The following is a 19,551-nucleotide window of genomic DNA, read 5'->3' on the forward strand; positions in this document are numbered from 1 at the left end:
GACCGTCGGCGTGTCCATCTGGACCGCCACATTCCCGTAAACCTCTTCCTCCCGGACGCGGGCCGCGACCGGGAGAGGTCGTCCGCGTCTGTGCGTGGGCGGCTGGCCTGCGGGGGTGCCGTTCTTCGAGTGAGAGAGTGAGATCCGCGTGTACGCCATCGTGCGCAGCGGTGGTCGCCAGCACAAGGTTGCTGTCGGCGACATCGTCGAGGTTGACAAGATTTCCACCGCCAAGGTCGGCGACACGGTCGAGCTCTCGACCCTGCTCGTGGTCGACGGCGACGCCGTGACCAGCGACCCGTGGGTCCTGGCCGGCATCAAGGTCCAGGCCGAGGTCGTGGACCACCACAAGGGCCAGAAGATCGACATTCTGCGCTACAAGAACAAGACCGGCTACCGCCGTCGTCAGGGCCACCGCCAGCAGTACACGGCGATCAAGGTCACTGAGATCCCCGCGGCTGCGAAGTAAGGGACTGAGGAGAGATGGCACACAAGAAGGGCGCATCGTCCACCCGCAACGGTCGTGACTCCAACGCTCAGCGCCTCGGCGTGAAGCGCTTCGGCGGTCAGGTCGTCAACGCGGGCGAGATCCTGGTCCGCCAGCGCGGCACCCACTTCCACCCGGGCGCCGGCGTCGGCCGTGGCGGCGACGACACCCTGTTCGCGCTGCAGGCCGGTTCGGTGCAGTTCGGCACCAGCCGTGGCCGCAAGGTCGTGAACATCGTTCCGGTCGCCTGATCCAGGCCTTTCGACCGTACGTTTCGCGAGGCGGACCTCACTTCCCGGTCGGGAAGGCGGGTCCGCCTTTCGCGTGTTACCCAAGAAGCACCCAAGTACGTACGCGCGTACGACCCACCGTCTCTGGAGGCACCCTTCATGACCACCTTCGTGGACCGCGTCGAGCTGCATGTCGCCGCGGGTAACGGAGGTCACGGCTGTGCCTCCGTCCATCGCGAGAAGTTCAAGCCGCTCGGCGGGCCCGACGGCGGGAACGGCGGACGCGGCGGCGATGTGATCCTCACCGTCGACCAGTCCGTGACCACCCTGCTCGACTACCACCACTCGCCGCACCGCAAGGCCACCAACGGCAAGCCCGGCGAGGGCGGCAACCGGTCCGGCAAGGACGGGCAGGACCTGGTCCTCCCCGTGCCGGACGGCACCGTGGTGCTCGACAAGGCGGGCAACGTGCTCGCCGACCTCGTCGGCCACGGCACCTCGTACGTCGCCGCCCAGGGCGGCCGCGGCGGACTCGGCAACGCCGCCCTCGCCTCCGCGCGGCGCAAGGCGCCCGGATTCGCGCTCCTCGGCGTGCCTGGGGACCTCCAGGACATCGTCCTGGAGCTCAAGACCGTCGCGGACGTGGCCCTCGTGGGGTATCCGAGCGCCGGCAAGTCGTCCCTGATCTCCGTGCTCAGCGCCGCCAAGCCGAAGATCGCCGACTACCCCTTCACCACGCTCGTGCCCAACCTCGGTGTCGTCACCGCCGGTTCGACCGTCTACACCATCGCCGACGTGCCGGGGCTGATCCCGGGCGCCAGCCAGGGCAAGGGACTGGGCCTGGAGTTCCTGCGTCACGTCGAGCGGTGCAGCGTGCTGGTGCACGTGCTGGACACCGCCACCCTGGAGTCCGAGCGCGACCCCGTCTCCGACCTCGACATCATCGAGGAGGAGCTGCGGCAGTACGGCGGTCTCGACAACCGGCCGCGGATCGTCGTCCTCAACAAGATCGACGTGCCGGACGGCAAGGACCTCGCCGAGATGGTGCGCCCGGACCTCGAGGAGCGCGGCTACCGCGTCTACGAGGTGTCGGCCGTCGCCCACACCGGGCTGCGCGAGCTGTCCTTCGCCCTGGCCGAGCTGGTGGCCGCGTCGCGCGCCGCCAAGCCGAAGGAGGAGGCGACCCGGATCGTCATCCGGCCCAAGGCCGTGGACGACGCCGGTTTCACCGTCACCCGCGAGGAGACCGGCGGGGAGCCGCTGTTCCGGGTGCGTGGCGAGAAGCCCGAACGCTGGGTCCGCCAGACCGACTTCAACAACGACGAGGCCGTCGGTTACCTCGCCGACCGGCTCAACCGCCTCGGTGTCGAGGAGGAGCTGATGAAGGCCGGTGCCCGCACCGGCGACGGCGTGGCCATCGGGCCCGAGGACAACGCCGTCGTCTTCGACTGGGAGCCGACCGTCACCGCCGGTGCGGAGATGCTCGGCCGCCGCGGTGAGGACCACCGCTTCGAGGCGCCCCGACCGGCCGCGCAGCGGCGGCGCGACCGCCAGGCCGAGCGGGACGAGTCCGAGCGCGAGTACGACGACTTCGAGCCGTTCTAGACCGGCGGACGCCTTGAGAGGCGGTGCCCCGGGCCGAGCCACGTGCCGCCCGGGGCACCGCCTTTTCCTGTCGTGAGCAGGGAATGTGGCGGAGCGTCAGCTGTTACAAGACCTTGCTCTGGCTGACGGGTCGTCGACATGGGACGGGTGACATCGGGAGCTACGGTGACATGTACCGACGAGGCCCGCACCCCGACCAGTGCGGAACCTCGACAGGCGAAGGAACGCCGCTCATGGGGGACGCATGGACATCGAGCCCGCACACCGGCCCACCGTCTCGGTGGTCATTCCGGTCTACAACGCGGGTGACCATCTCGCGGAATGCCTGCGGTCCGTCGCGGACCAGTCCATAGGATTCGAGAACCTCGAGATCGTCGCCGTGGACGATGCCTCCACGGACGGCAGCGGAGCGTTACTCGACGCCTGGGCCGCACGTCACCCCGGGCGGGTCAGAGTCGTACGGCTCGAGGAGAACTCCGGCGCCCCGGGCGGCCCGCGCAACCGGGGCATCGACCTGGCCACCGGCGAGTTCCTGTTCTTCGCGGACCCCGACGACTACCTGGGCACCGAGGCGCTGGAGCGGATGGTGGGGGCCGCCCGGCGCAACGACTCGGACGTGGTGCTCGGACGCATCCGGGGGGTGGGCCGCAAGGCGCCGGTCACACCGTTCCGCAGGAACGTCGACGGCGGAGACCTCTTCTCCTGCAAGGCCGTCTGGTCCCTGACCGCGCACAAACTGTTCCGGCGCTCCCTCGTCACGGAGCACCGGCTGCGCTTCGCCGAGGGAGTCAGGCTGGCCGAGGAGCAGATGTTCGTCGTCCCGGCCTGTCTGCACGCCCGGTCGGTCTCCGTCGTGGCCGACTACGACTGCTACTACCTGGTCCACCGGGACGGCTACGCGCACCTGACGCGGGAAGTCCCCGACCCCGGCCCCTTCTACGCCAACGTGCGCGACGTACTGGACGTGGTGGTGGCACACGTCCCGCCCGGCAGCCGCCGCAACAGCCTGCTGTACCGCTGGCTCACGCTGGAGATACTCGGCCGTTTCAAGGAGCCCTTCGCCGCGTTGCCGGAGGAGACCCGCGTGCGGCACGTGGAGCTCGCCGGGCAGCTGCTGCGCGAGTACGTCCCACAGGAACTCGTGGCCGAGCTCCCGGCGCTCTCCCGGCTGCGCTGCCTGCTGCTGACCGAGGGGCTGGTGGAGGAACTCACCGGCCTGTGCGCGCTGGTGCCGCGGCCGAAGCCCGTGCCGGAGAACACCTCCCACAAGCCGGTTCCGCACCCGCGCAGGCGTCTGCGGGGCCGCATCCGCGCACTGTCCGCCGCGCTGGCCGGCCGCGCGCGTCCGGCCGGGAAATCCGGGCACTGACCCGGGCGGGGCCCGGGAGACGGGCGAAGCCCCAAAGGCGGGCGGGGAAAGGGCGACGGCCGGGCGGAACCGCCCGGCCGTCGCCCTTTGCGCCGCCCGGGAACCACCGGTCCCCGGGCGGCGGACCCGCTCAGACCTCCTTGGCCTGCTCGATCATCCGGTCCACGACCCGCTTGGAGGCGTGGCCGTCGTCCAGGTCGCAGAACAGGTGGTGGAACCGCGCGAAGCGCTCCTCGTACTCGGCGGACACCTTGTCGATGTCGCGGATCGCCGTGACCAGCTCCTCGGAGGTGGCGATCAGCGGACCGGGGGAGTCCTTCTCGAAGTCGAAGTAGAAGCCGCGCAGCGTGTCCCGGTAGTGCTCCAGGTCGTACGTGAAGAACAGCATGGGCCGCTTCAGATGGGCGTAGTCGAACATCACGGACGAGTAGTCCGTGATCATCATGTCCGCCGCCAGGTACAGGTCGGCGATGTCCGGGTACTCCGAGGCGTCCCACACGAAGCCGTTGCCGGCGCCGGGCACGGCGTCGACGACGTTGGAGTGGCGCCGGATCAGCAGCACATGGTCCTCACCCAGGCGGCGACGGGCGTCCTCGAGGTCGATCCGCAGGTCGAACAGGTACTGCCCGGCGCTGTGCGACTGGTCGTCCCGCCAGGTCGGCGCGTACAGCACGACCTTCTTGCCGCTCGGGATCCCGAGCGTCTCCCGCACCTTCTCCGCGATCTTGTCGCGGTCGGGCGAGTACAGGTAGTCGTTGCGCGGGTAACCGGCCTCGAGGATCTCCCCGTCGTACGAGAAGGCCCGCTTGAGGATCGGCGTGGAGAACCGGTTGGAGGAGACCAGCAGGCTCCAGTTCTTCGCCTCGAGCGCCAGACGGTTCTGGTACTCGCGGTCGAAGTACAGCGTCTCGATGTCGTGGCCGATCTTCTTCAGCATCGTGCCGTGCCAGGTCTGCACGATGACCTGGCCGGGCCGGCGCTCCACCCACTCGGGCAGGTGCCCGTTGGTGACGATGTACCGGGAGGTGGCCAGTGCCTCGAACCACTCGCGGCCCCACATGCGCACCTTGTCGGCGGTGGGCGGCAGCACCACCTGGCCGTCGCGCACGGCCCACAGGAACTTCATGTCGCTGCCGCGGCGCAGCAGTTCCTCGTGCATCGCCCGCGGGCTGTCGGAGTACTGCTTGCCGTTGTAGCTGAGGAAGAACACCTGGTCGCGCAGCGGCTGCCGGCGGCCCGCGTCGTACACCTCGCGGCGCATCTGGAGCTGGCGGTAGGGTCCGCGCTCCAGGTCGCCGAGCTCGGAGCGGCAGTTGAGCTGCGGGTAGTCGCTCCAGCGGTTCTCGAACCAGTAGCGGCGGCCGCCCAGTTCGCTGTGCAGCGGGAACTGGGGCAGGGCGAGCCGGTCGATGACGAACTGGGCGTCCGGAACGTCCGGGTTCGTGGAGCGCAGCAGCAGGTTCCAGCGGCCGGCCTTCAGCGGCACCTGACCGGAACCGCCCATCACGGACGGGTCGAAGGCCACGGTGAACGTGCCGTCCTCGGACCAGTCGGCGGACGCCGTGCGCTCGTCGAAGCGGTTGGTCGCCTTGAGGACGAGGTCGGAGCCCACGAGTTCCCGGCTGCCGTGGCCGCGCACCACAAGCTGCCCGTTCTCCAGGGCGATCCCGGAGAGCACGGCGCGGCGCGTCCGGCCGGTGATCTTCAGATAGCCGTTGTGACCGGACGCCACGGAGATCTCCCGGTGGGCGCCCGCCTCACCGAAGGAGGCCGGCAGGTCGAAGGACAGATCCTCCAGGCCCTCCCGGACCACGCTGCTGAACTGGCGCTCCGTGCCGTCCGGGGCGGTGGCCACCAGGACCGTGCTCCACCGGCGGCGGTCCGGCTGGGCCTGGTCGTCGACCGTGCTGGTGCTCAGCAGGGCCACGTCCTCGAGCGGGACCCGCGTACGGAACGTCGTGCCGCCGCCCTGCCGCGCCACCTCGACGGGATAGTGGCGCACCTCGCCGCTCTTCCCGTGGCTGAGGCGGAACGTCACGGTCTCCCCGGCCTTCAGCGGCTCGCGGACGTCACCGCTGATCTCCACCGCGTCGCCGTCCAGCCGGCGGTCGGTGATCAGGGCGCGGACCTTCTCCACGCGCAGCTTCAGCGCGCTGCGCTCGACGGTCGGCAGCAGCCGGAAGTCCTCGTCGAGCCACTGGTACGGCGGGAAGTTCGCCGCCGAGCCGCCACGGGCCCAGACGCCGCTGCGCCGCACCAGGCCGGAGGCGTAGACGTTGATGCCGACGTGCCAGAGGCCCTCCTGCCACGTACCGCCCTTGCGCAGCTTCGCCGGGTCGAGGGCGAGCTCCCAGCCGGCCCAGTCGTAGTTGTACCGCTGCTGGCCGGAGTCGGTGGTGCACTCGGGCCGGTGGATGTTCCTGGCCGGCAGGAAGACGCGCCGGCGGGAACCGTGCCGCTTGAGCTGGACGATCTTGACGCTGCTCCGCTTGGCCGACACGTCGATCTTGTCGATGTAGGCGTCACCCGACAGCACCAGCTTGCCGTCCTGCCAGGTGACCGAACGCAGCGGTGCGCGCAGGTTCAGGTCGCCGTCGATGCGCAGGGCCGACTTCGGCAGGTCGAAGCCGCTCTCCTCGAGCGTGCGGAAGCTCGCGTACTTGCGGAAGGTCCCGGAGACCTCCACCGGCTCCTTGCGGCGCTGCGAGGCCAGCAGGGCGATCAGCTCCGGCATGGCGTGCTTGCGGACCAGCAGCCACTGCACCCGCAGATCCGTCGGCAGCGCCATGACGATCTTGGGGTCCACCATGTCCAGGTAGCGGTTGGCGGCTTCCAGGAACGCCTCGTGGAACTCCACCGTGGCGTCCGGCAGCACCCGCATGAACAGCCGCAGGTCGTCGCGGAGCACCCGGTCGTCGTACTGGCGCTTGTACTCGTCGAACTCCGGGCCCGACTGCTGGGCGAGGTAGTCGCTGACCATGCTCACCGCGGTGACGCGGTCGCGGACGGCCTGCGGCTCCTTGCGGCGCTGGGTGATCGAGGGGGCCGACTCGCCCTCGCGCAGCCGCCAGAAGTACGTCGGCTCACCGATGATGTCGACGGCCTCCGCCCGGTAGTGCGCGGGCAGGACGACGGGGATGTCCTCGTGCAGGATCCCCTCGGGGAAGACGAAGCCCTCCTTCTCCCAGAAACTCCGCCGGAAGATCTTGTTGCAGGCGATGCGGTCGGCGATGAGCTTCGGGTTCCTGGATATGTGGGTACGCCTGCGGGCCTCGCCGGCGAGCATCTTCAGCAGGGGCACCTGCCACGTCTTCTCGCCCTTGAGGTGGAAGACGTTGCCCGTGGCGAAGTCCGAGCCGGACTCGTCCAGGCTGGCGAGCATCTGCCGGTAGGCGTCCGGCGGGATGAGGTCGTCACTGTCGACGAAGGTCAGGTACTCCGACTCGTCCGACAGGTGCTGGATGCCGGTGTTGCGGGCCGCGCCGAGGCCGGCGTTCTCCTTGCGGATGAGCTTGAACCGCTCGTCGCGGCTCGCGTACGCCTCGGCTATGGCGGCGGAGCCGTCCGGGGAGCCGTCGTCGACCATCAGGACCTCGATGTCCCGGAAGGTCTGCGCGGCGAGCGAGTCCAGGCAGGCGGGCAGATAGCGCTCGACGTTGTAGATGGGGACGATGACACTGAGCCGAGGGGCCATGGCTTTTGTGCTCTCCTTTCCGGGGGTCAGGCCCGCTCGACCAGTTCGAGCGCCTGGTCGGGGGTCGGTGCGTGGGATCGTTCGGTGAACGGGACGAACGGCAGCATGCTCTCCTCGCCGAGGAAGACGCGCCGCACCACCCTTTCGGCTGCGCGCCCGTCGTCGAACTCGCAGAAACGCGAGCGGAACGCGGCGCGGCGCTCGGTCGCGTCCGGCCCGTCGTACTCCCGCGAGCCGAGCAGCCGGATCAGCTCGGTCTGCGTGGTGGCCACCGCACCGGGCGGCTCCTCCAGCAGGTTGAAGTAGGTGCCGCGGACCGCGGAGTAGATGTCCCAGTCGGGGGCGTAGACGATGATCGGCCGGTCCAGGACCGCGTAGTCGAACATCGCCGAGGAGTAGTCCGTGATGAGCGCGTCCGCGGCCAGGTACAGCTCCTCCACCCGGTCGTGCCCCGACACGTCGACGATGCGGCCGCTGCGGCGCAGTTCGGCGATGTGCGGGGAGTTGCCGTAGAAGTAGTGGCCGCGCATCAGCAGCGTCACGTCGGGACCCAGCTCGTCGGAGAGGCGCGCCAGGTCGAGGGCCGGCGTGAACCCGGGCTGGTACTCCCGGTGGGTGGGCATGTACAGCATGGCCCTGGTGCCGTCGGCCAGTCCCAGCGCCGCACGGGCCCGGCGGACGTCCGCGGCCGTGGCGTTCACCAGGCGGTCGTTGCGCGGGTAGCCGGTCTCCAGGGAGGTGTACGAGCAGGGGTACACGCGCTCCCACACGGCGGTCGAGAAACGGTTGGAGCTGAGGCTGAAGTCCCAGCGGTCGCACCGCTCGAGCAGCTTGGCGAAGTTCATGTCGGTGGACGCCGGGTACTTCTGCTGGTCCAGGCCCATGGTCTTCAGCGGGGTGCCGTGGTGCGTCTGCAGATGGATCTGGCCCTCGCGCTTCACCACCGAATCCGCGAAGTTCACGTTGTTGACGAGGTACTTGGCGCGCGCCACGGCCGACCAGTACGCGCGTGAACCGACACGGACGTACTCCACGCCCTTGGGCACCCTGTCCGCCGCGTCCGCCCGGACGGCCCACACACGGCGGATCCCGGGGGCGAGGCGGGCGAGTTCGGCGTCGATGGCCGCGGGGTTGCAGGAGACGCTGCGGCTCCAGTAGGCGGAGAACAGCGCGAGGTTCTCGTCGAGGGGGAGGCGCAGCTGCGACTGGTAGAACACGCCTATCGCGCTGCGCTTGGACCGGCTGATCGCGGCCGCCGCGCGGTTCCTGACCCGCCGCCGGAACTTCACGGCCGCGGTGGCACCGGCCATGGCGGTGTACGCGTCACGCTCCAGCATCGCGTACTTGTGACCGCGGCCGCCGGCCGGGCGCTGGAACCCCTGGGGCAGGTGCGCGCGGTAGTCGGCCGAGGCCCGGTGGAAGAACTCGGCGCGCGAGGACTGCGGCAGCCGGCCCGGACGTTCGAGCACGGTGAGGTAGTGGTCGACCATCTTGCGGAACAACGGTCCGCGCCACTCGTCGAGTTCCGGGTGCGCCGCGATGAAGTCGAAGACCCGGGCGTACTGGTCGAAGACGTCGAAGTGCTTGCGGCTGACCGTCTTCAGGATGTTGCCGCCCTCGCGGCGCTGCCGGTACAGGACGCAGACGCGGTCCAGTACGGCCATGCGTTCGGCGCTGATCATCGAGCAGAACGTCCAGGGGGCGTCCTCGTAGTACCCCGGCGGGAAGGTGAGGCCGGTGCGGGCGATGAAGTCGCGGCGGTAGGCCTTGTTCCAGACGATCTGGAGCAGGTTGAGCAGCTCGGGGCGGTCGGCGAGGCGGAAGACGTCCGGACCCTCGCTCCTGAGCAGGTCCGCCCGCTGGTTGGGGCGGACCTCGCCGTCCCAGTAGGTGCGCGCGTAGTCGTAGATGAGTATCTCGGGGTCCCCGGTGGCGTCGAGGCGGTCGGATATCGCCGCCAGCGCGCCGTCGGACAATGTGTCGTCACTGTCCAGGAACAGGACGTAATCGCCCTCGGCCCGCTCCAGTCCCGCATTGCGCGCACGCCCCAGCCCCACGTTCTCGGTGAGGTGAATCACATGAATGCGCGGGTCTCTCTCCGCGTACTGGTCGAGAATGGCGCCCGATCCGTCCGGCGAGCAGTCGTCGACGGCGATGATCTCGAAGTCCGTGTAGTCCTGCCCGAGTACGGAATCCAGGCACTCGGGCAGATAGCCCTGCACCTTGTACACAGGGACGACGAGGGAGAGTCTGGGCATCCTTACAACCTGTTCCGAGAACTGACCGCGTGCGCTGGGGCTTGGGCTTGGGGCCGGGCCGCGCTCCGGGCATCCATGGACCTGGAGGGCGTCGCCGCATCAGCGTAAAGGATTCATGCGAAGTTTCCGTGGGCGAGGTAGCCGGACCCCCGGCGGCCGGCCGGAGGCGGAATCGCCCGATTCCAGGAGCTTCCCGTTGCCCGCCGCGCGGACACCGGGCCCGCGCGGCGGCGCCGAGTTCACGTCATTGCTCCCCTATGCGTGATCTGCCGGATTCGATTTTCCGGGGCTCGCGGAACACTCTGCATGCAGTGACTGCGACCTTGGAGGCATGAGCATGAGCTGGCTGGTCACCGGTGGAGCCGGATACATCGGCGCGCATGTGGTGCGTGCCCTGCGCGACGGCGGCGAGTCCGTGGTCGTGTACGACGACCTGTCCACCGGCAGCGCGGACCGGGTACCGGACGGAGTGCCTCTCGTCGTCGGCAGTGTCGTGGACCGTGACCTGCTGGAGCAGGCAATTCGTGACCATGCTGTGACAGGGGTCGTGCACATCGCCGCCAAGAAGCAGGTCGGCGAGTCCGTGGAGCGGCCGCTGCACTACTACCGCGAGAACGTCACCGGCGTGCAGACGCTCCTCGAGGCCATGTCCGCCACCGGCGTCGACAAGATCGTGTTCTCGTCCTCCGCCGCCGTCTACGGCATGCCCGACGTGGCGCTCGTCACGGAGGAGACCCCGTGCGCGCCGATGAGCCCGTACGGGGAGACCAAGCTCGTCGGCGAGTGGCTGATCAAGGCGGCGGCCGCGGCGTACGGCATCCGCGGCGCCTCCCTGCGCTACTTCAACGTGGCCGGGGCCGCGTCCCCGGAGCTGTCCGACGCCGGGGTGTTCAACCTGGTCCCCATGGTGTTCGAGCGCCTGGAGGCCGGTGAGGCGCCCCGCATCTTCGGCGACGACTACGCCACCCCCGACGGCACCTGCGTCCGCGACTACATCCACGTCCAGGACATCGCCTCCGCCCACCTCGCGGCGGCCCGCCGCCTCGACGGGGCCCCGAAGGGCACCGCTCTCACGCTGAACATCGGCCGCGGCGAGGGCAGTTCGGTGCGCGAGATGGTCGACCGCATCCTCAAGATCACGGGCAACGAGGACGTGGCCCCCGAGGTGACCCCCCGCCGCGCCGGCGACCCGGCCCGCGTGGTGGCCTCGGCGGACCGCATCCGCGAGGAGCTGGGCTGGACGGCCCGCCACGGCCTGGACGAGATGATCGACTCGGCGTGGCAGGGGTGGCGGCACCGCCGGTAGGCGCCACGCGGCCGCCTAGCTCCGTGGCACCGCCCCGGTCGGCGGGCCGGCGGCCGGAGCGGTGACGCGGGGGGCGTACTGCCGCCGCTGACCGGGAAGTCCGGTCTCCCGCCTCTCCGCCGTCCGCCCGCGGTGTCCCTGGGCCGCCGCGCACAGCGCCCGCACCGCCGCTTCGAAGCGCTCCTGGGCGGGCGGTTCCGCCGGGCCCAGCAGGCGGAGCTTCAACTCGGCGCGTGCTTCGGCCAGTTCGTCCTTCTCCGGGTGCCGTACCGACTCCAGCAGTGCCGGTACGCCGGTCGCGTCCGGCGTCAGCACCGTGGCCGCCGCCACCGTCGGGAAGGCCGTGCGGAACGCCTCTTCGGTCAGGTCGCCGGTGTTGGCCACCGCGTACGGCTTGCCGCTGGCCAGGAAGTCGGTGATCACGCTGGACACGTCGCTGATCAGCAGGTCCGAGACGTTGAAGCAGGAGTAGAGCGAGGGACGGGCGTCGTCGACGACCCGGTGCTCCCCCTCGGGGAGCGATGCCCAGTACGCCTCCTCCCAGGCCGCCGTCACCCGGGCCACCGCCTCCGACCGGCCCGGCTCGGGGGCGGACTGGGCGAGCATCCGCTCGGCCTGGTCGGCGGCCGGCCGGAACCCGTCCGTGGTGAGACGGTTCAACTGCGCCGTGAGACGGCCGAGTTCCTCCGAAGGCGCCGAGCGGGAGCGGTTCGCCGAGTGGATCAGATCCCGGATCCTTCGGTCCGCGGCGCCCGCCCGCGGATCCACCGAGCCGGTCAGCGGGTGCGGTTTGTACAGCAGCCGCACCCCCGGGTCCGCGAGCAGCGCCCGCACCAGGTTCTCGCCGGCCGCGATCAGCGACGTGTTGCCCGGGTTGCCGTCCCAGCCCTCCCAGGTCGGCGCGTACAGCACGGTCGTGCGGCGCCCCGCCGGCGGGCCCGCGCACGGGCGTACGGCGTCCAGCTGCGGGCGGCCGATCTCCACCACGTCCTTGTTCTCGACCCCGACCTCCGCCAGCGCGTACCGCTCGCGCGCCGCCGGGCCGGCCACCCACACCTCGTCGTACGCCTTCGCGTACGGGTTGCACGACGACAGCTTGTCGCTCTCCCCGTGGTTGACGAAGGCGTGCTTGATCGTGGGGATGCGCAGCACCTGCGAGGTCTTGCCGGAGTTGGAGGGGTGGATGAGCACCTGGAGCGTGGAGTGCTCGAGCCGCATCAGTGTGGGCACCTTCGGCAGGCACACGATCGGGATGTCGGTCGCCGCGATCTTCGGCACCATGAACCGCTCGCGCAGGACGATGACCGGCCGGGCGTCCAGCCCGGCCAGCGGCTCCAGCCACATGCCGGCCTGGTAGGCGGAGGACACCCCGCCGGAGAAGTAGAGCCCGACCGTCGGCCGGTACTCCGCCAGCCACGCGTCGAACCAGTCGAGCACCTCCCGCTCGTCCGCCGGGCGCCGCCCGGGCAGCAGCCGCAGCGACAGGGCGATCAGGCCGGCCAGGGCCAGGACCAGCGACAGCGCGACACCGGCCGCCGCCCAGCGGGTCCCGCCGGTCGCCGCCGTCGCCGCCAGTCCTGCCGTCGCGGGCAGGCCGAACACCAGCAGCCGGTGACCGGGTCTGCGCAGCAGCGCGGGCGGGGCGGGGGAGAGCCGCAGCGCGGAGGCGTCGATGTTCCGGGTCACCACCGGCAGCGTGCGGGTGCGGCGGACCAGCACGGACACCGCCTGGATCGCGCAGTGCAGGGCGTAGAACGCGAGCAGGCCGGCGGCGATCGCCGCGTACCGCGTCTCCCGGTCCTGCTCGCCGAGCCGCAGCAGACCCACCACCAGCAGCAGATCGCGCAGCACATGACGCACGGTGATGTCCGCGTGCGCCTTGGCGAACACGGTCAGCACACCCCGCTGCCAGCGGTACAGCACACCCTCGACGACCAGGGAGAGGGCGGTCGCCGCGAGCAGCAGCGGCACGTGCGGCGCCAGGGCCGCGACGGCCTGGGCCGCGCAGGCGCCGACCAGGACGGCCGCCACCAGCGCCTTGGCGAGAGCGGTACGGCCGGGCAGACGGAGCAGCGGGGAACGGTGGCGGCGGACTCCCGCCCGGAACCGCCGGCGGGACGTGGGATCGGGCACTGCGGTCACTCCAGGGTCGTCGTGGGGCGTGCGCCCGGGTTAACGCCCGCCGGCCTCCGGACGACACGCGGGTGTCCGGGAAGCCCTCGGCGCCCGTATCCGCTGGTGCGGTCCGCCCTCCTCCGTCACGCGGTCCGTCCCCCGTCCCGGAGGCTGGACCGGCGAGCGTCCTTCGATCCACTTCGCGTAGATTGCCTGGCGGGCGAGACGACCGACGTGAGGGGACGGGCGGCAAGGTGGCAGGCGCGAGGCAGACCGTGGGCGAGGCACGCCGGATCGTCGTCAAGGTCGGCTCCTCGTCGCTGACCACCGCGGCGGGCGGTCTGGACGCCGACCGGGTGGACGCGCTCGTCGACGTGCTCGCCAAGACCAGAAAAGCGGGGGTGGCCCCCAGGGCCTCGGTCGAGGGTGGTGGCGGGAGACGGGCGGGCGGGGGAGAGCGGGAGATCGTTCTCGTCTCGTCCGGCGCCATCGCCGCCGGGCTGGCGCCCCTGGGGCTGCGCCGCCGCCCGAGGGACCTCGCCCGTCAGCAGGCCGCCGCCAGCGTCGGCCAGGGCCTGCTGGTCGCCCGCTACACCGCCTCCTTCGCCCGCTACGGCGTCCGGGTCGGCCAGGTGCTGCTGACCAGCGACGACATGAGCCGCCGCGCCCACCACCGCAACGCCTCCCGCACCCTCGACAAACTGCTGGCGATGGGCGCCCTCCCGGTCGTCAACGAGAACGACACGGTCGCCACCGACGAGATCCGCTTCGGCGACAACGACCGGCTCGCCGCCCTCGTCGCCCACCTGGTCCGCGCCGACCTGCTGGTGCTGCTGTCCGACGTGGACGGCGTCTACGACGGCGACCCCGCCCGCCCCGGCACGTCGCGCGTGGCGGAGGTCAGGGGCCCAGGGGACCTCGCCCACGTCGAGATCGGCAGCGCCGGCAAGGCGGGCGTCGGCACCGGCGGCATGGTCACCAAGATCGAGGCGGCCCGGATCGCCGCCGCCGCCGGCATCCAGGTGGTGCTGACCAGCACCGTTCACGCGGCCGACGCCCTGGGGGGCGGCGACACCGGCACCTACTTCCACCCCACCGGCCGCCGCTCCGCCGACCGCCTGCTGTGGCTCCAGCACGCCTCCACCCCGCGGGGCTCGCTCACCCTGGACGACGGCGCGGTGCGCGCGGTCGTCCAGGGCCGCAAGTCACTGCTGCCGGCGGGGATCGCCGGGGTCGAGGGGGAGTTCAGCGCGGGCGACCCGGTGGAACTGCGGGACCGCGGGGGACGGGCGGTGGCCCGGGGGCTGGTCAACTTCGACGCCAAGGAGATCCCCCTCCTGATCGGCCGCTCCACCCGCGAACTCGCCCGGGACCTCGGACCGGAGTACGAACGCGAGGTCGTACACAGGGACGATCTGGTGGTCCTGCATCCGTAAAGTGTCTGAACGTCCGCCCTCGGTGGTGGACGTTCCGTAAAAGTGCCCCGCGATCCCCGGCGGCCTGCTCAACTTTGTCGCAGGGACAAGCCCGCCCGACCCCCGGGCGGTCCGCGTGTGAAGGAGGCCGCCGTGAGACGAGCGCGCCCTGGGCCGACGGCGTCTTGCGGTGGTGCCGGCTCCCGTGCGGCCGGCGACGAGCGCGCCCTGACCAGCGTCCCGGCCGGCGCCCCGTTCACGGCCGGCGAACCCCGGGACCTCCCCCGCCTGTGGCACGTCACCCTCAGCGTCTCCGGCGAGGCGGCCCCGGTCGGGGAGGTCCGGCGGTCGCTGGAGCAGCTCGCCCACGACCACCCCTTCCTGCTCACCAGCCGCTACGCCGACGACCACGCGGAGATCCGCTACTGGGAGGAGGCCCGCGACCTGCACGACGCGGCCGCCGTGGCGCTGCGTCTGTGGGGGGAGCACCGCCAGACCGCGGGCCTGCCGCCCTGGGAGATCGTGGGCCTGGAGGTCATCGACCGCCCGACCTACCAGCAGCGCGTCGCGGCCGGGTACGGACCGGTCCTGGCGACCCCCATCGGGGTCCACCCGTTCTGAGACGAGGCGGCCACGCTTCCCGGAACCAGGCGGTCACCCATTTTGGAACCAAACGTCCCCGTCTGTCTCGGGGTGTGGGATGACGGCCGACCGTGACCGCCGCCCGCACTACCCTTCCCTCATGACCACGCTCTCGCCGTACGACTCGATGTCCCCGGTCAACCAGGCCGCCTACCGGGCCAAGGGCGCCGCCGCCACGCTCGCGCCGCTGCCGCGCGCCGCCAAGGACGACGCGCTGCTCGCCATCGCCGACGCGCTGGAGGTCCGCGCGAGCGAGATCGTCGAGGCCAACGCCCAGGACGTGGCCAGGGCCCGCGAGGCCGGCACCGGCGAGGGAATGATCGACCGGCTCACCCTCACCCCGGAGCGGGTGCGCGCCATCGCGGCCGACGTGCGGGACGTGGCCGCGCTGCCCGACCCGGTCGGCGAGGTGGTCCGCGGCTCCACGCTGCCCAACGGCATCGACCTGCGCCAGGTCCGGGTGCCGCTCGGCGTCGTAGGGATCATCTACGAGGGCCGGCCGAACGTGACCGTCGACGCCGCGGCCCTCTGCCTGAAGTCGGGCAACGCGGTCCTGCTGCGCGGCTCCTCCTCCGCGTACCGGTCGAACACCGCCCTCGTGCGCGTCCTGCGCGACGCGGTGCACGGTGCCGGGCTGCCCGCCGACGCCGTGCAGCTGGTCCCCGGCGAGAGCCGCGACAGCGTGCGCGAGCTGATGCGCGCACGCGGCCTGGTCGACGTGCTCATCCCGCGCGGCGGCGCCTCGCTGATCAACACGGTCGTCCAGGAGTCGGTCGTCCCGGTCATCGAGACCGGTACCGGCAACTGCCACGTCTACGTCGACGCGCGGGCCGACCTCGACATGGCCGTCGAGATCCTGGTCAACTCCAAGGCCCAGCGGGTCGGCGTGTGCAACGCCGCCGAGACCCTCCTGGTCCACCAGGACATCGCCGCCGAGTTCCTGCCCCGCGCCCTGGACGCCCTCGCCGACGCCGGGGTCACCGTGCACGCCGACGAACGCGTGATGGCCTACGCCAAGGACTCCCGCGCCACGGTCGTGGAGGCCACCACGGAGGACTGGGAGACCGAATACCTCTCCCTCGACATCGCCGCCGCCGTCGTCGACTCCCTCGACCGGGCCGTCGAGCACATCCGGCTGTGGACCTCCGGCCACACCGAGGCCATCGTCACCACCTCCCAGCAGGCCGCCCGCCGCTTCACCCAGCTGGTGGACTCCACCACGGTCGCCGTGAACGCCTCCACCCGGTTCACCGACGGCGGCCAGTTCGGCTTCGGCGCGGAGATCGGCATCTCGACGCAGAAGCTGCACGCCCGGGGCCCGATGGGCCTGCCCGAGCTGACCAGCACCAAGTACATCGTCACCGGCGACGGTCACGTACGGCGCTGAGGCCCGCCCACCGGACAGCGGCGGCGCGGTGCGTCTCAGCAGACGGATGAATTTCCATACCGTCTGCCCAAAATGACCCCCCAGGTCTACTCTGGACGCGTGCCGGAGGACGTGGGGGGCACGCCGTTCCCTGACGGCTGGGAGCCCGACGACGACCACGACCGCGGGGTGTCGGACGAAGAGTTCGCCTCCGTGGTCTTCGACGAGGCCTTCGTACGCGCGGCCGAGGTGCACGAGCCGACCGCCGTCGAACGCCTCCTGGCCGCCGCGCAGGCCAGAGCGGAGGCCGAGGCCCACCGGGCCCGTGCGCGCGGTGAGCGGTTCGACGACGGGTACGGCGGCTACCGGGGCGAGGCCGGGTACGACGGCCGGGACGACGACTCCGACGCCCTGGAGCACGGCTACGGCTCCCCGGGCGCGTACGGCGGGCAGGTGCGCTGGCACCGCCCCGTCGCCTGGATGCTCGCCCTGGTGATGGGCATCGGGATGGTGGCGCTCGCCTTCTCGGCGGTGTACCGGGGCTCCTCCTCCAACCGTCAGGACCCGGTCCCGCCACCGGCCTCCACCGGTGTGGAGCGGGAGAGCGCGGCGGCGCCCTCCGCGTCGGCCGACTACTCCCGGCCGACGGTCCCGGTGATCCCGCGCGACACCCCCTGAGCCCCGCCGCCGTCGCAAGTTCCGTTCCGGCCGGGCGTTTACCGGGCCTTCGCCGAACCTACCCTGAAGATATGGGAGGGCCTCCGGACCCACCCGAGGGGACGCCCGAGGGAGCCCCCGGAGGTGGAGAGGACGAGTACAGGTCCGTCGTCTTCGACGAGTCCTTCATCCGCGCTGCCCGCCTCCAGGAGTACTCCGCGCAGGAGCGCATCACCGATCACGCCCCGGCCGTGCGCCGCCGCCCGCCCCTGCGCAAGGGCGGCCTGTCCCGGCAGGCGCTGGTCCTGGTCCTGCTGATCGCCGTGGCCTTCGGCACCGCCATCTTCCTGGGCATACGCCATCCCTACCGGACCCCCGCCGCCGACAGCCCCGTGGAGCCCCTGCGGATGACCGTCGTCCAGCTCGCCCCGCAGGGCGAGGTCCCCGGCACCGAGGATGTGGAACGGCTGTTCTCGAGCAGTCCGGCGGCGCAGTTCCGCACGGGTGCCGAAGGGGTGCCGCTCCCGGCGTCCCGGCGCACCGCGCACTTCTCCGACGGCCAGGTGGTGACCGCCCTGCTCACCGCGAAGGACTACGTCGTACGGTCCTCCCTCGACCCGGCCGTGCTCACCGGGGGCGAGACCCGTCCGGTGCGGGTGCTGCTCGACTCCGGCCAGCTGGAGCAGTTCGACCGGAGCTTCGACCGGCCCGCCGCCGACGGACGGCACGCCCCCACCGGGTGGCTGGTCCGCTTCGACCCCTCCCGCGTGGAACTGGCCGACCGCGGGATCCGGGTCCACGGCACCATGCAGGCCGCCGAGACCGACTCCGCCACCCTCGAGGTCACCACCGACCACACCGTCGTCTACGCGCTGCGTCCGGCGGGCGCCGGCCCGGACGCCGAGGCGTCGCTGTTCACGGTCCGTCGCGAACTGCACTTCCGCTTCGACCGCGACGACCTGCGCCTGCACCAGGCGGAACTCGTCGTCGCCCACGTCCAGGCCGGACCCCTGTCCTGCGCCGAGGACGCCGCCGCCCGGCTGCGCCCGCTGCTCGCCGGCCGGACGGCCGAGGAGGGCGGGCCCGCCGTGACCGACCCCTACGCCACGGGCGGCACCCCGGCGCTGTGCGGCTCCCTGGCGCCCGGCGCGCAGCCGGAACTGTGAAGGCACCCGCCGGGGCGGACCTCAGGCGCCGTCGCGCGGTGAGGTGCCGCCGTCCGTGTCCGACGGCGGCTCCTGCCCGGGCGCCGACGACGTGAAGCCGCCGAAGCCGCGACGGACCCGGCCGCCCAGGTCACCGGCGCCGCCCGCGATGTCGTTGACCAGCTTCATCAGCGGGTCCTTGGAGTTCCTCACCTCACCGGCGTAACTGCTCGCCGACTCCCGCCAGGAGTCCCGTACCGAGGCGTCCTTGTCCTCGTCGCGCCGCGGGTAGTGGCCGTCCATGATCCGCTGGTAGTCGCGGGAGGCCTCCCACTTCTTCAGCTCGGCGGCCCGCACGGTGGTGAACGGGTGCGAGCGGGGCAGCACGTTGAGGATCTTCAGCACGGAGTCGCGCAGGTCGCCCCCGGCCTCGTACTCCTCGGCCTGCTCCAGGAACGCGTCCACGTTCATCTCGTGCAGGTGGTTGCCGCCCGCGATCTTCATCAGGCCGCGCATCGAGGCCTGCGGATCCTGCCCGACCAGCAGCCCGGCCCGGTCCGCGGACAGCTCCGACTTGCGGAACCACTCGCGCAGCGCCGTCACGATCGCCATGATCGCGAAGTTGCCGAGCGGGATCCACGCGACCCGGACCGCCAGCGACGTCAGGAACAGGAGGATGGTCCGGTACACCGCGTGCCCGGACAGCGCGTGCCCGACCTCGTGCCCGACGACCGCCCGCATCTCCTCCTCGTCGAGCAGCTCCACCAGCCCCGTGGTCACCACGATGATCGGCTCGTCCAGGCCGATGCACATGGCGTTCGGATTCGGGTCCTGGTTGACGTACATCGGCGGGACCTTCTCCAGGTCCAGGATGTAGCAGGCGTCCCGCAGCATGTCGTTGAGATGCGCGAACTGCCGGTCCGAGACCCGCACCGAGTCGGACAGGAACAGCAGCCGCAGGCTGCGTTCGGGCAGCAGTCCGCTCAGGGCCTTGAAGACCGTGTCGAAGCCGCTCAGCTTCCGCAGCGCCACCAGCGCGGAGCGGTCGGCCGGATGTTCGTACGCACGCGAGGAGATTCCGGGGAAGCGCCTGCGCTGCCTGCTCGGCACGCTCTCGTGCCCGTTGTGCCGGTTGCCGTCGGACATGTTTCCCCCATGTGCGTCTGAGTGACCTCTGCGGGCCGTCGTACGGCCCGTCGTTCCCCCGGGGCGAAGCCCAGCCTAGGCGCAGACACCTCGCACGGGCAGACCGTGCGGCGGTA

General features: G+C 71.4%; 14 protein-coding genes. 10 read left to right on the top strand and 4 right to left on the bottom strand.

All coding sequences use genetic code 11. The annotated features are described in order from the left end of the window. Window positions 1-148: 148 nt before the first annotated feature. The 4 genes from rplU to F1615_RS10030 all read left to right on the top strand — a co-directional run bounded on the left by rplU (window position 149) and on the right by F1615_RS10030 (window position 3,691). Entirely contained in the window at window positions 149-469 is a 321-nt protein-coding gene (gene rplU / locus F1615_RS10015) for a 50S ribosomal protein L21 (protein WP_004931419.1), read from the top strand. Between the two features lie 14 nt (window positions 470-483). Next, a complete protein-coding gene (gene rpmA / locus F1615_RS10020; protein WP_006132816.1) occupies window positions 484-738 on the top strand; it encodes a 50S ribosomal protein L27 in 255 nt (84 codons plus the stop codon). A 138-nt stretch (window positions 739-876) separates the two neighbouring features. Continuing rightward, window positions 877-2,322 (top strand): GTPase ObgE, encoded by a 1,446-nt coding sequence (gene obgE / locus F1615_RS10025; protein ID WP_149548530.1) that lies wholly within the window; start codon window positions 877-879, stop codon window positions 2,320-2,322. Between the two features lie 244 nt (window positions 2,323-2,566). Beyond that, on the top strand, window positions 2,567-3,691 hold the full coding sequence (locus F1615_RS10030; protein ID WP_149548531.1) for a glycosyltransferase family 2 protein: 1,125 nt from the start codon (window positions 2,567-2,569) through the stop codon (window positions 3,689-3,691). 130 nt (window positions 3,692-3,821) lie between these two features. Here F1615_RS10030 and F1615_RS10035 read toward each other — a convergent pair whose 3' ends face one another. Together F1615_RS10035 and F1615_RS10040 are read right to left on the bottom strand one after the other, a co-directional pair. Beyond that, a complete protein-coding gene (locus F1615_RS10035; protein WP_149548532.1) occupies window positions 3,822-7,385 on the bottom strand; it encodes a bifunctional glycosyltransferase/CDP-glycerol:glycerophosphate glycerophosphotransferase in 3,564 nt (1,187 codons plus the stop codon). A gap of 26 nt (window positions 7,386-7,411) precedes the next feature. After that, window positions 7,412-9,643, bottom strand: coding sequence for a bifunctional glycosyltransferase/CDP-glycerol:glycerophosphate glycerophosphotransferase (locus F1615_RS10040; protein ID WP_149548533.1), 2,232 nt, complete (start codon window positions 9,641-9,643; stop codon window positions 7,412-7,414). Between the two features lie 337 nt (window positions 9,644-9,980). On the opposite strand from F1615_RS10040, the gene galE reads away from it, so the two are divergent. Continuing rightward, the gene (gene galE, locus F1615_RS10045; protein ID WP_149548617.1) at window positions 9,981-10,949 is read left to right on the top strand and encodes a UDP-glucose 4-epimerase GalE; all 969 of its coding nucleotides are present in this window, start codon (window positions 9,981-9,983) and stop codon (window positions 10,947-10,949) included. Between the two features lie 15 nt (window positions 10,950-10,964). On the opposite strand, the gene F1615_RS10050 is transcribed toward galE, so the two are convergent. After that, entirely contained in the window at window positions 10,965-13,022 is a 2,058-nt protein-coding gene (locus F1615_RS10050; protein ID WP_149548618.1) for a hypothetical protein, read from the bottom strand. Between the two features lie 296 nt (window positions 13,023-13,318). On the opposite strand from F1615_RS10050, the gene proB reads away from it, so the two are divergent. The 5 genes from proB to F1615_RS10075 all read left to right on the top strand — a co-directional run bounded on the left by proB (window position 13,319) and on the right by F1615_RS10075 (window position 18,310). Next, a complete protein-coding gene (gene proB / locus F1615_RS10055) occupies window positions 13,319-14,500 on the top strand; it encodes a glutamate 5-kinase (RefSeq protein ID WP_149548534.1) in 1,182 nt (393 codons plus the stop codon). 132 nt (window positions 14,501-14,632) lie between these two features. Further along, on the top strand, window positions 14,633-15,100 hold the full coding sequence (locus F1615_RS10060; protein ID WP_149548535.1) for a hypothetical protein: 468 nt from the start codon (window positions 14,633-14,635) through the stop codon (window positions 15,098-15,100). Between the two features lie 121 nt (window positions 15,101-15,221). Further along, complete coding sequence (locus F1615_RS10065) at window positions 15,222-16,508, top strand: glutamate-5-semialdehyde dehydrogenase (RefSeq protein ID WP_149548536.1); 1,287 nt, start codon at window positions 15,222-15,224, stop codon at window positions 16,506-16,508. Between the two features lie 72 nt (window positions 16,509-16,580). Next, window positions 16,581-17,165, top strand: coding sequence for a hypothetical protein (locus F1615_RS10070; protein ID WP_149548537.1), 585 nt, complete (start codon window positions 16,581-16,583; stop codon window positions 17,163-17,165). A 71-nt stretch (window positions 17,166-17,236) separates the two neighbouring features. Next, a complete protein-coding gene (locus tag F1615_RS10075; RefSeq protein ID WP_149548538.1) occupies window positions 17,237-18,310 on the top strand; it encodes a hypothetical protein in 1,074 nt (357 codons plus the stop codon). 21 nt (window positions 18,311-18,331) lie between these two features. Here F1615_RS10075 and F1615_RS10080 read toward each other — a convergent pair whose 3' ends face one another. Next, complete coding sequence (locus F1615_RS10080; RefSeq protein WP_149548539.1) at window positions 18,332-19,435, bottom strand: M48 family metallopeptidase; 1,104 nt, start codon at window positions 19,433-19,435, stop codon at window positions 18,332-18,334. Window positions 19,436-19,551: the final 116 nt, after the last annotated feature.

This window comes from Streptomyces marokkonensis (assembly GCF_008312835.1).
GTDB classification, from domain to species: Bacteria; Actinomycetota; Actinomycetes; order Streptomycetales; family Streptomycetaceae; genus Streptomyces; species Streptomyces marokkonensis_A.

What these genes read in the sequence shown, in the direction of transcription:
- obgE (WP_149548530.1), top strand. Translation starts at nt 877, where the DNA reads ATGACCACCTTCGTGGACCGCGTCGAGCTGCATGTCGCCGCGGGTAAC.
- F1615_RS10080 (WP_149548539.1), bottom strand. Translation starts at nt 19,435, where the DNA reads ATGTCCGACGGCAACCGGCACAACGGGCACGAGAGCGTGCCGAGCAGG.
- F1615_RS10030 (WP_149548531.1), top strand. Translation starts at nt 2,567, where the DNA reads ATGGACATCGAGCCCGCACACCGGCCCACCGTCTCGGTGGTCATTCCG.
- F1615_RS10035 (WP_149548532.1), bottom strand. Translation starts at nt 7,385, where the DNA reads ATGGCCCCTCGGCTCAGTGTCATCGTCCCCATCTACAACGTCGAGCGC.
- rpmA (WP_006132816.1), top strand. Translation starts at nt 484, where the DNA reads ATGGCACACAAGAAGGGCGCATCGTCCACCCGCAACGGTCGTGACTCC.
- F1615_RS10070 (WP_149548537.1), top strand. Translation starts at nt 16,581, where the DNA reads ATGACCCCCCAGGTCTACTCTGGACGCGTGCCGGAGGACGTGGGGGGC.
- F1615_RS10065 (WP_149548536.1), top strand. Translation starts at nt 15,222, where the DNA reads ATGACCACGCTCTCGCCGTACGACTCGATGTCCCCGGTCAACCAGGCC.
- F1615_RS10040 (WP_149548533.1), bottom strand. Translation starts at nt 9,643, where the DNA reads ATGCCCAGACTCTCCCTCGTCGTCCCTGTGTACAAGGTGCAGGGCTAT.
- galE (WP_149548617.1), top strand. Translation starts at nt 9,981, where the DNA reads ATGAGCTGGCTGGTCACCGGTGGAGCCGGATACATCGGCGCGCATGTG.
- F1615_RS10075 (WP_149548538.1), top strand. Translation starts at nt 17,237, where the DNA reads ATGGGAGGGCCTCCGGACCCACCCGAGGGGACGCCCGAGGGAGCCCCC.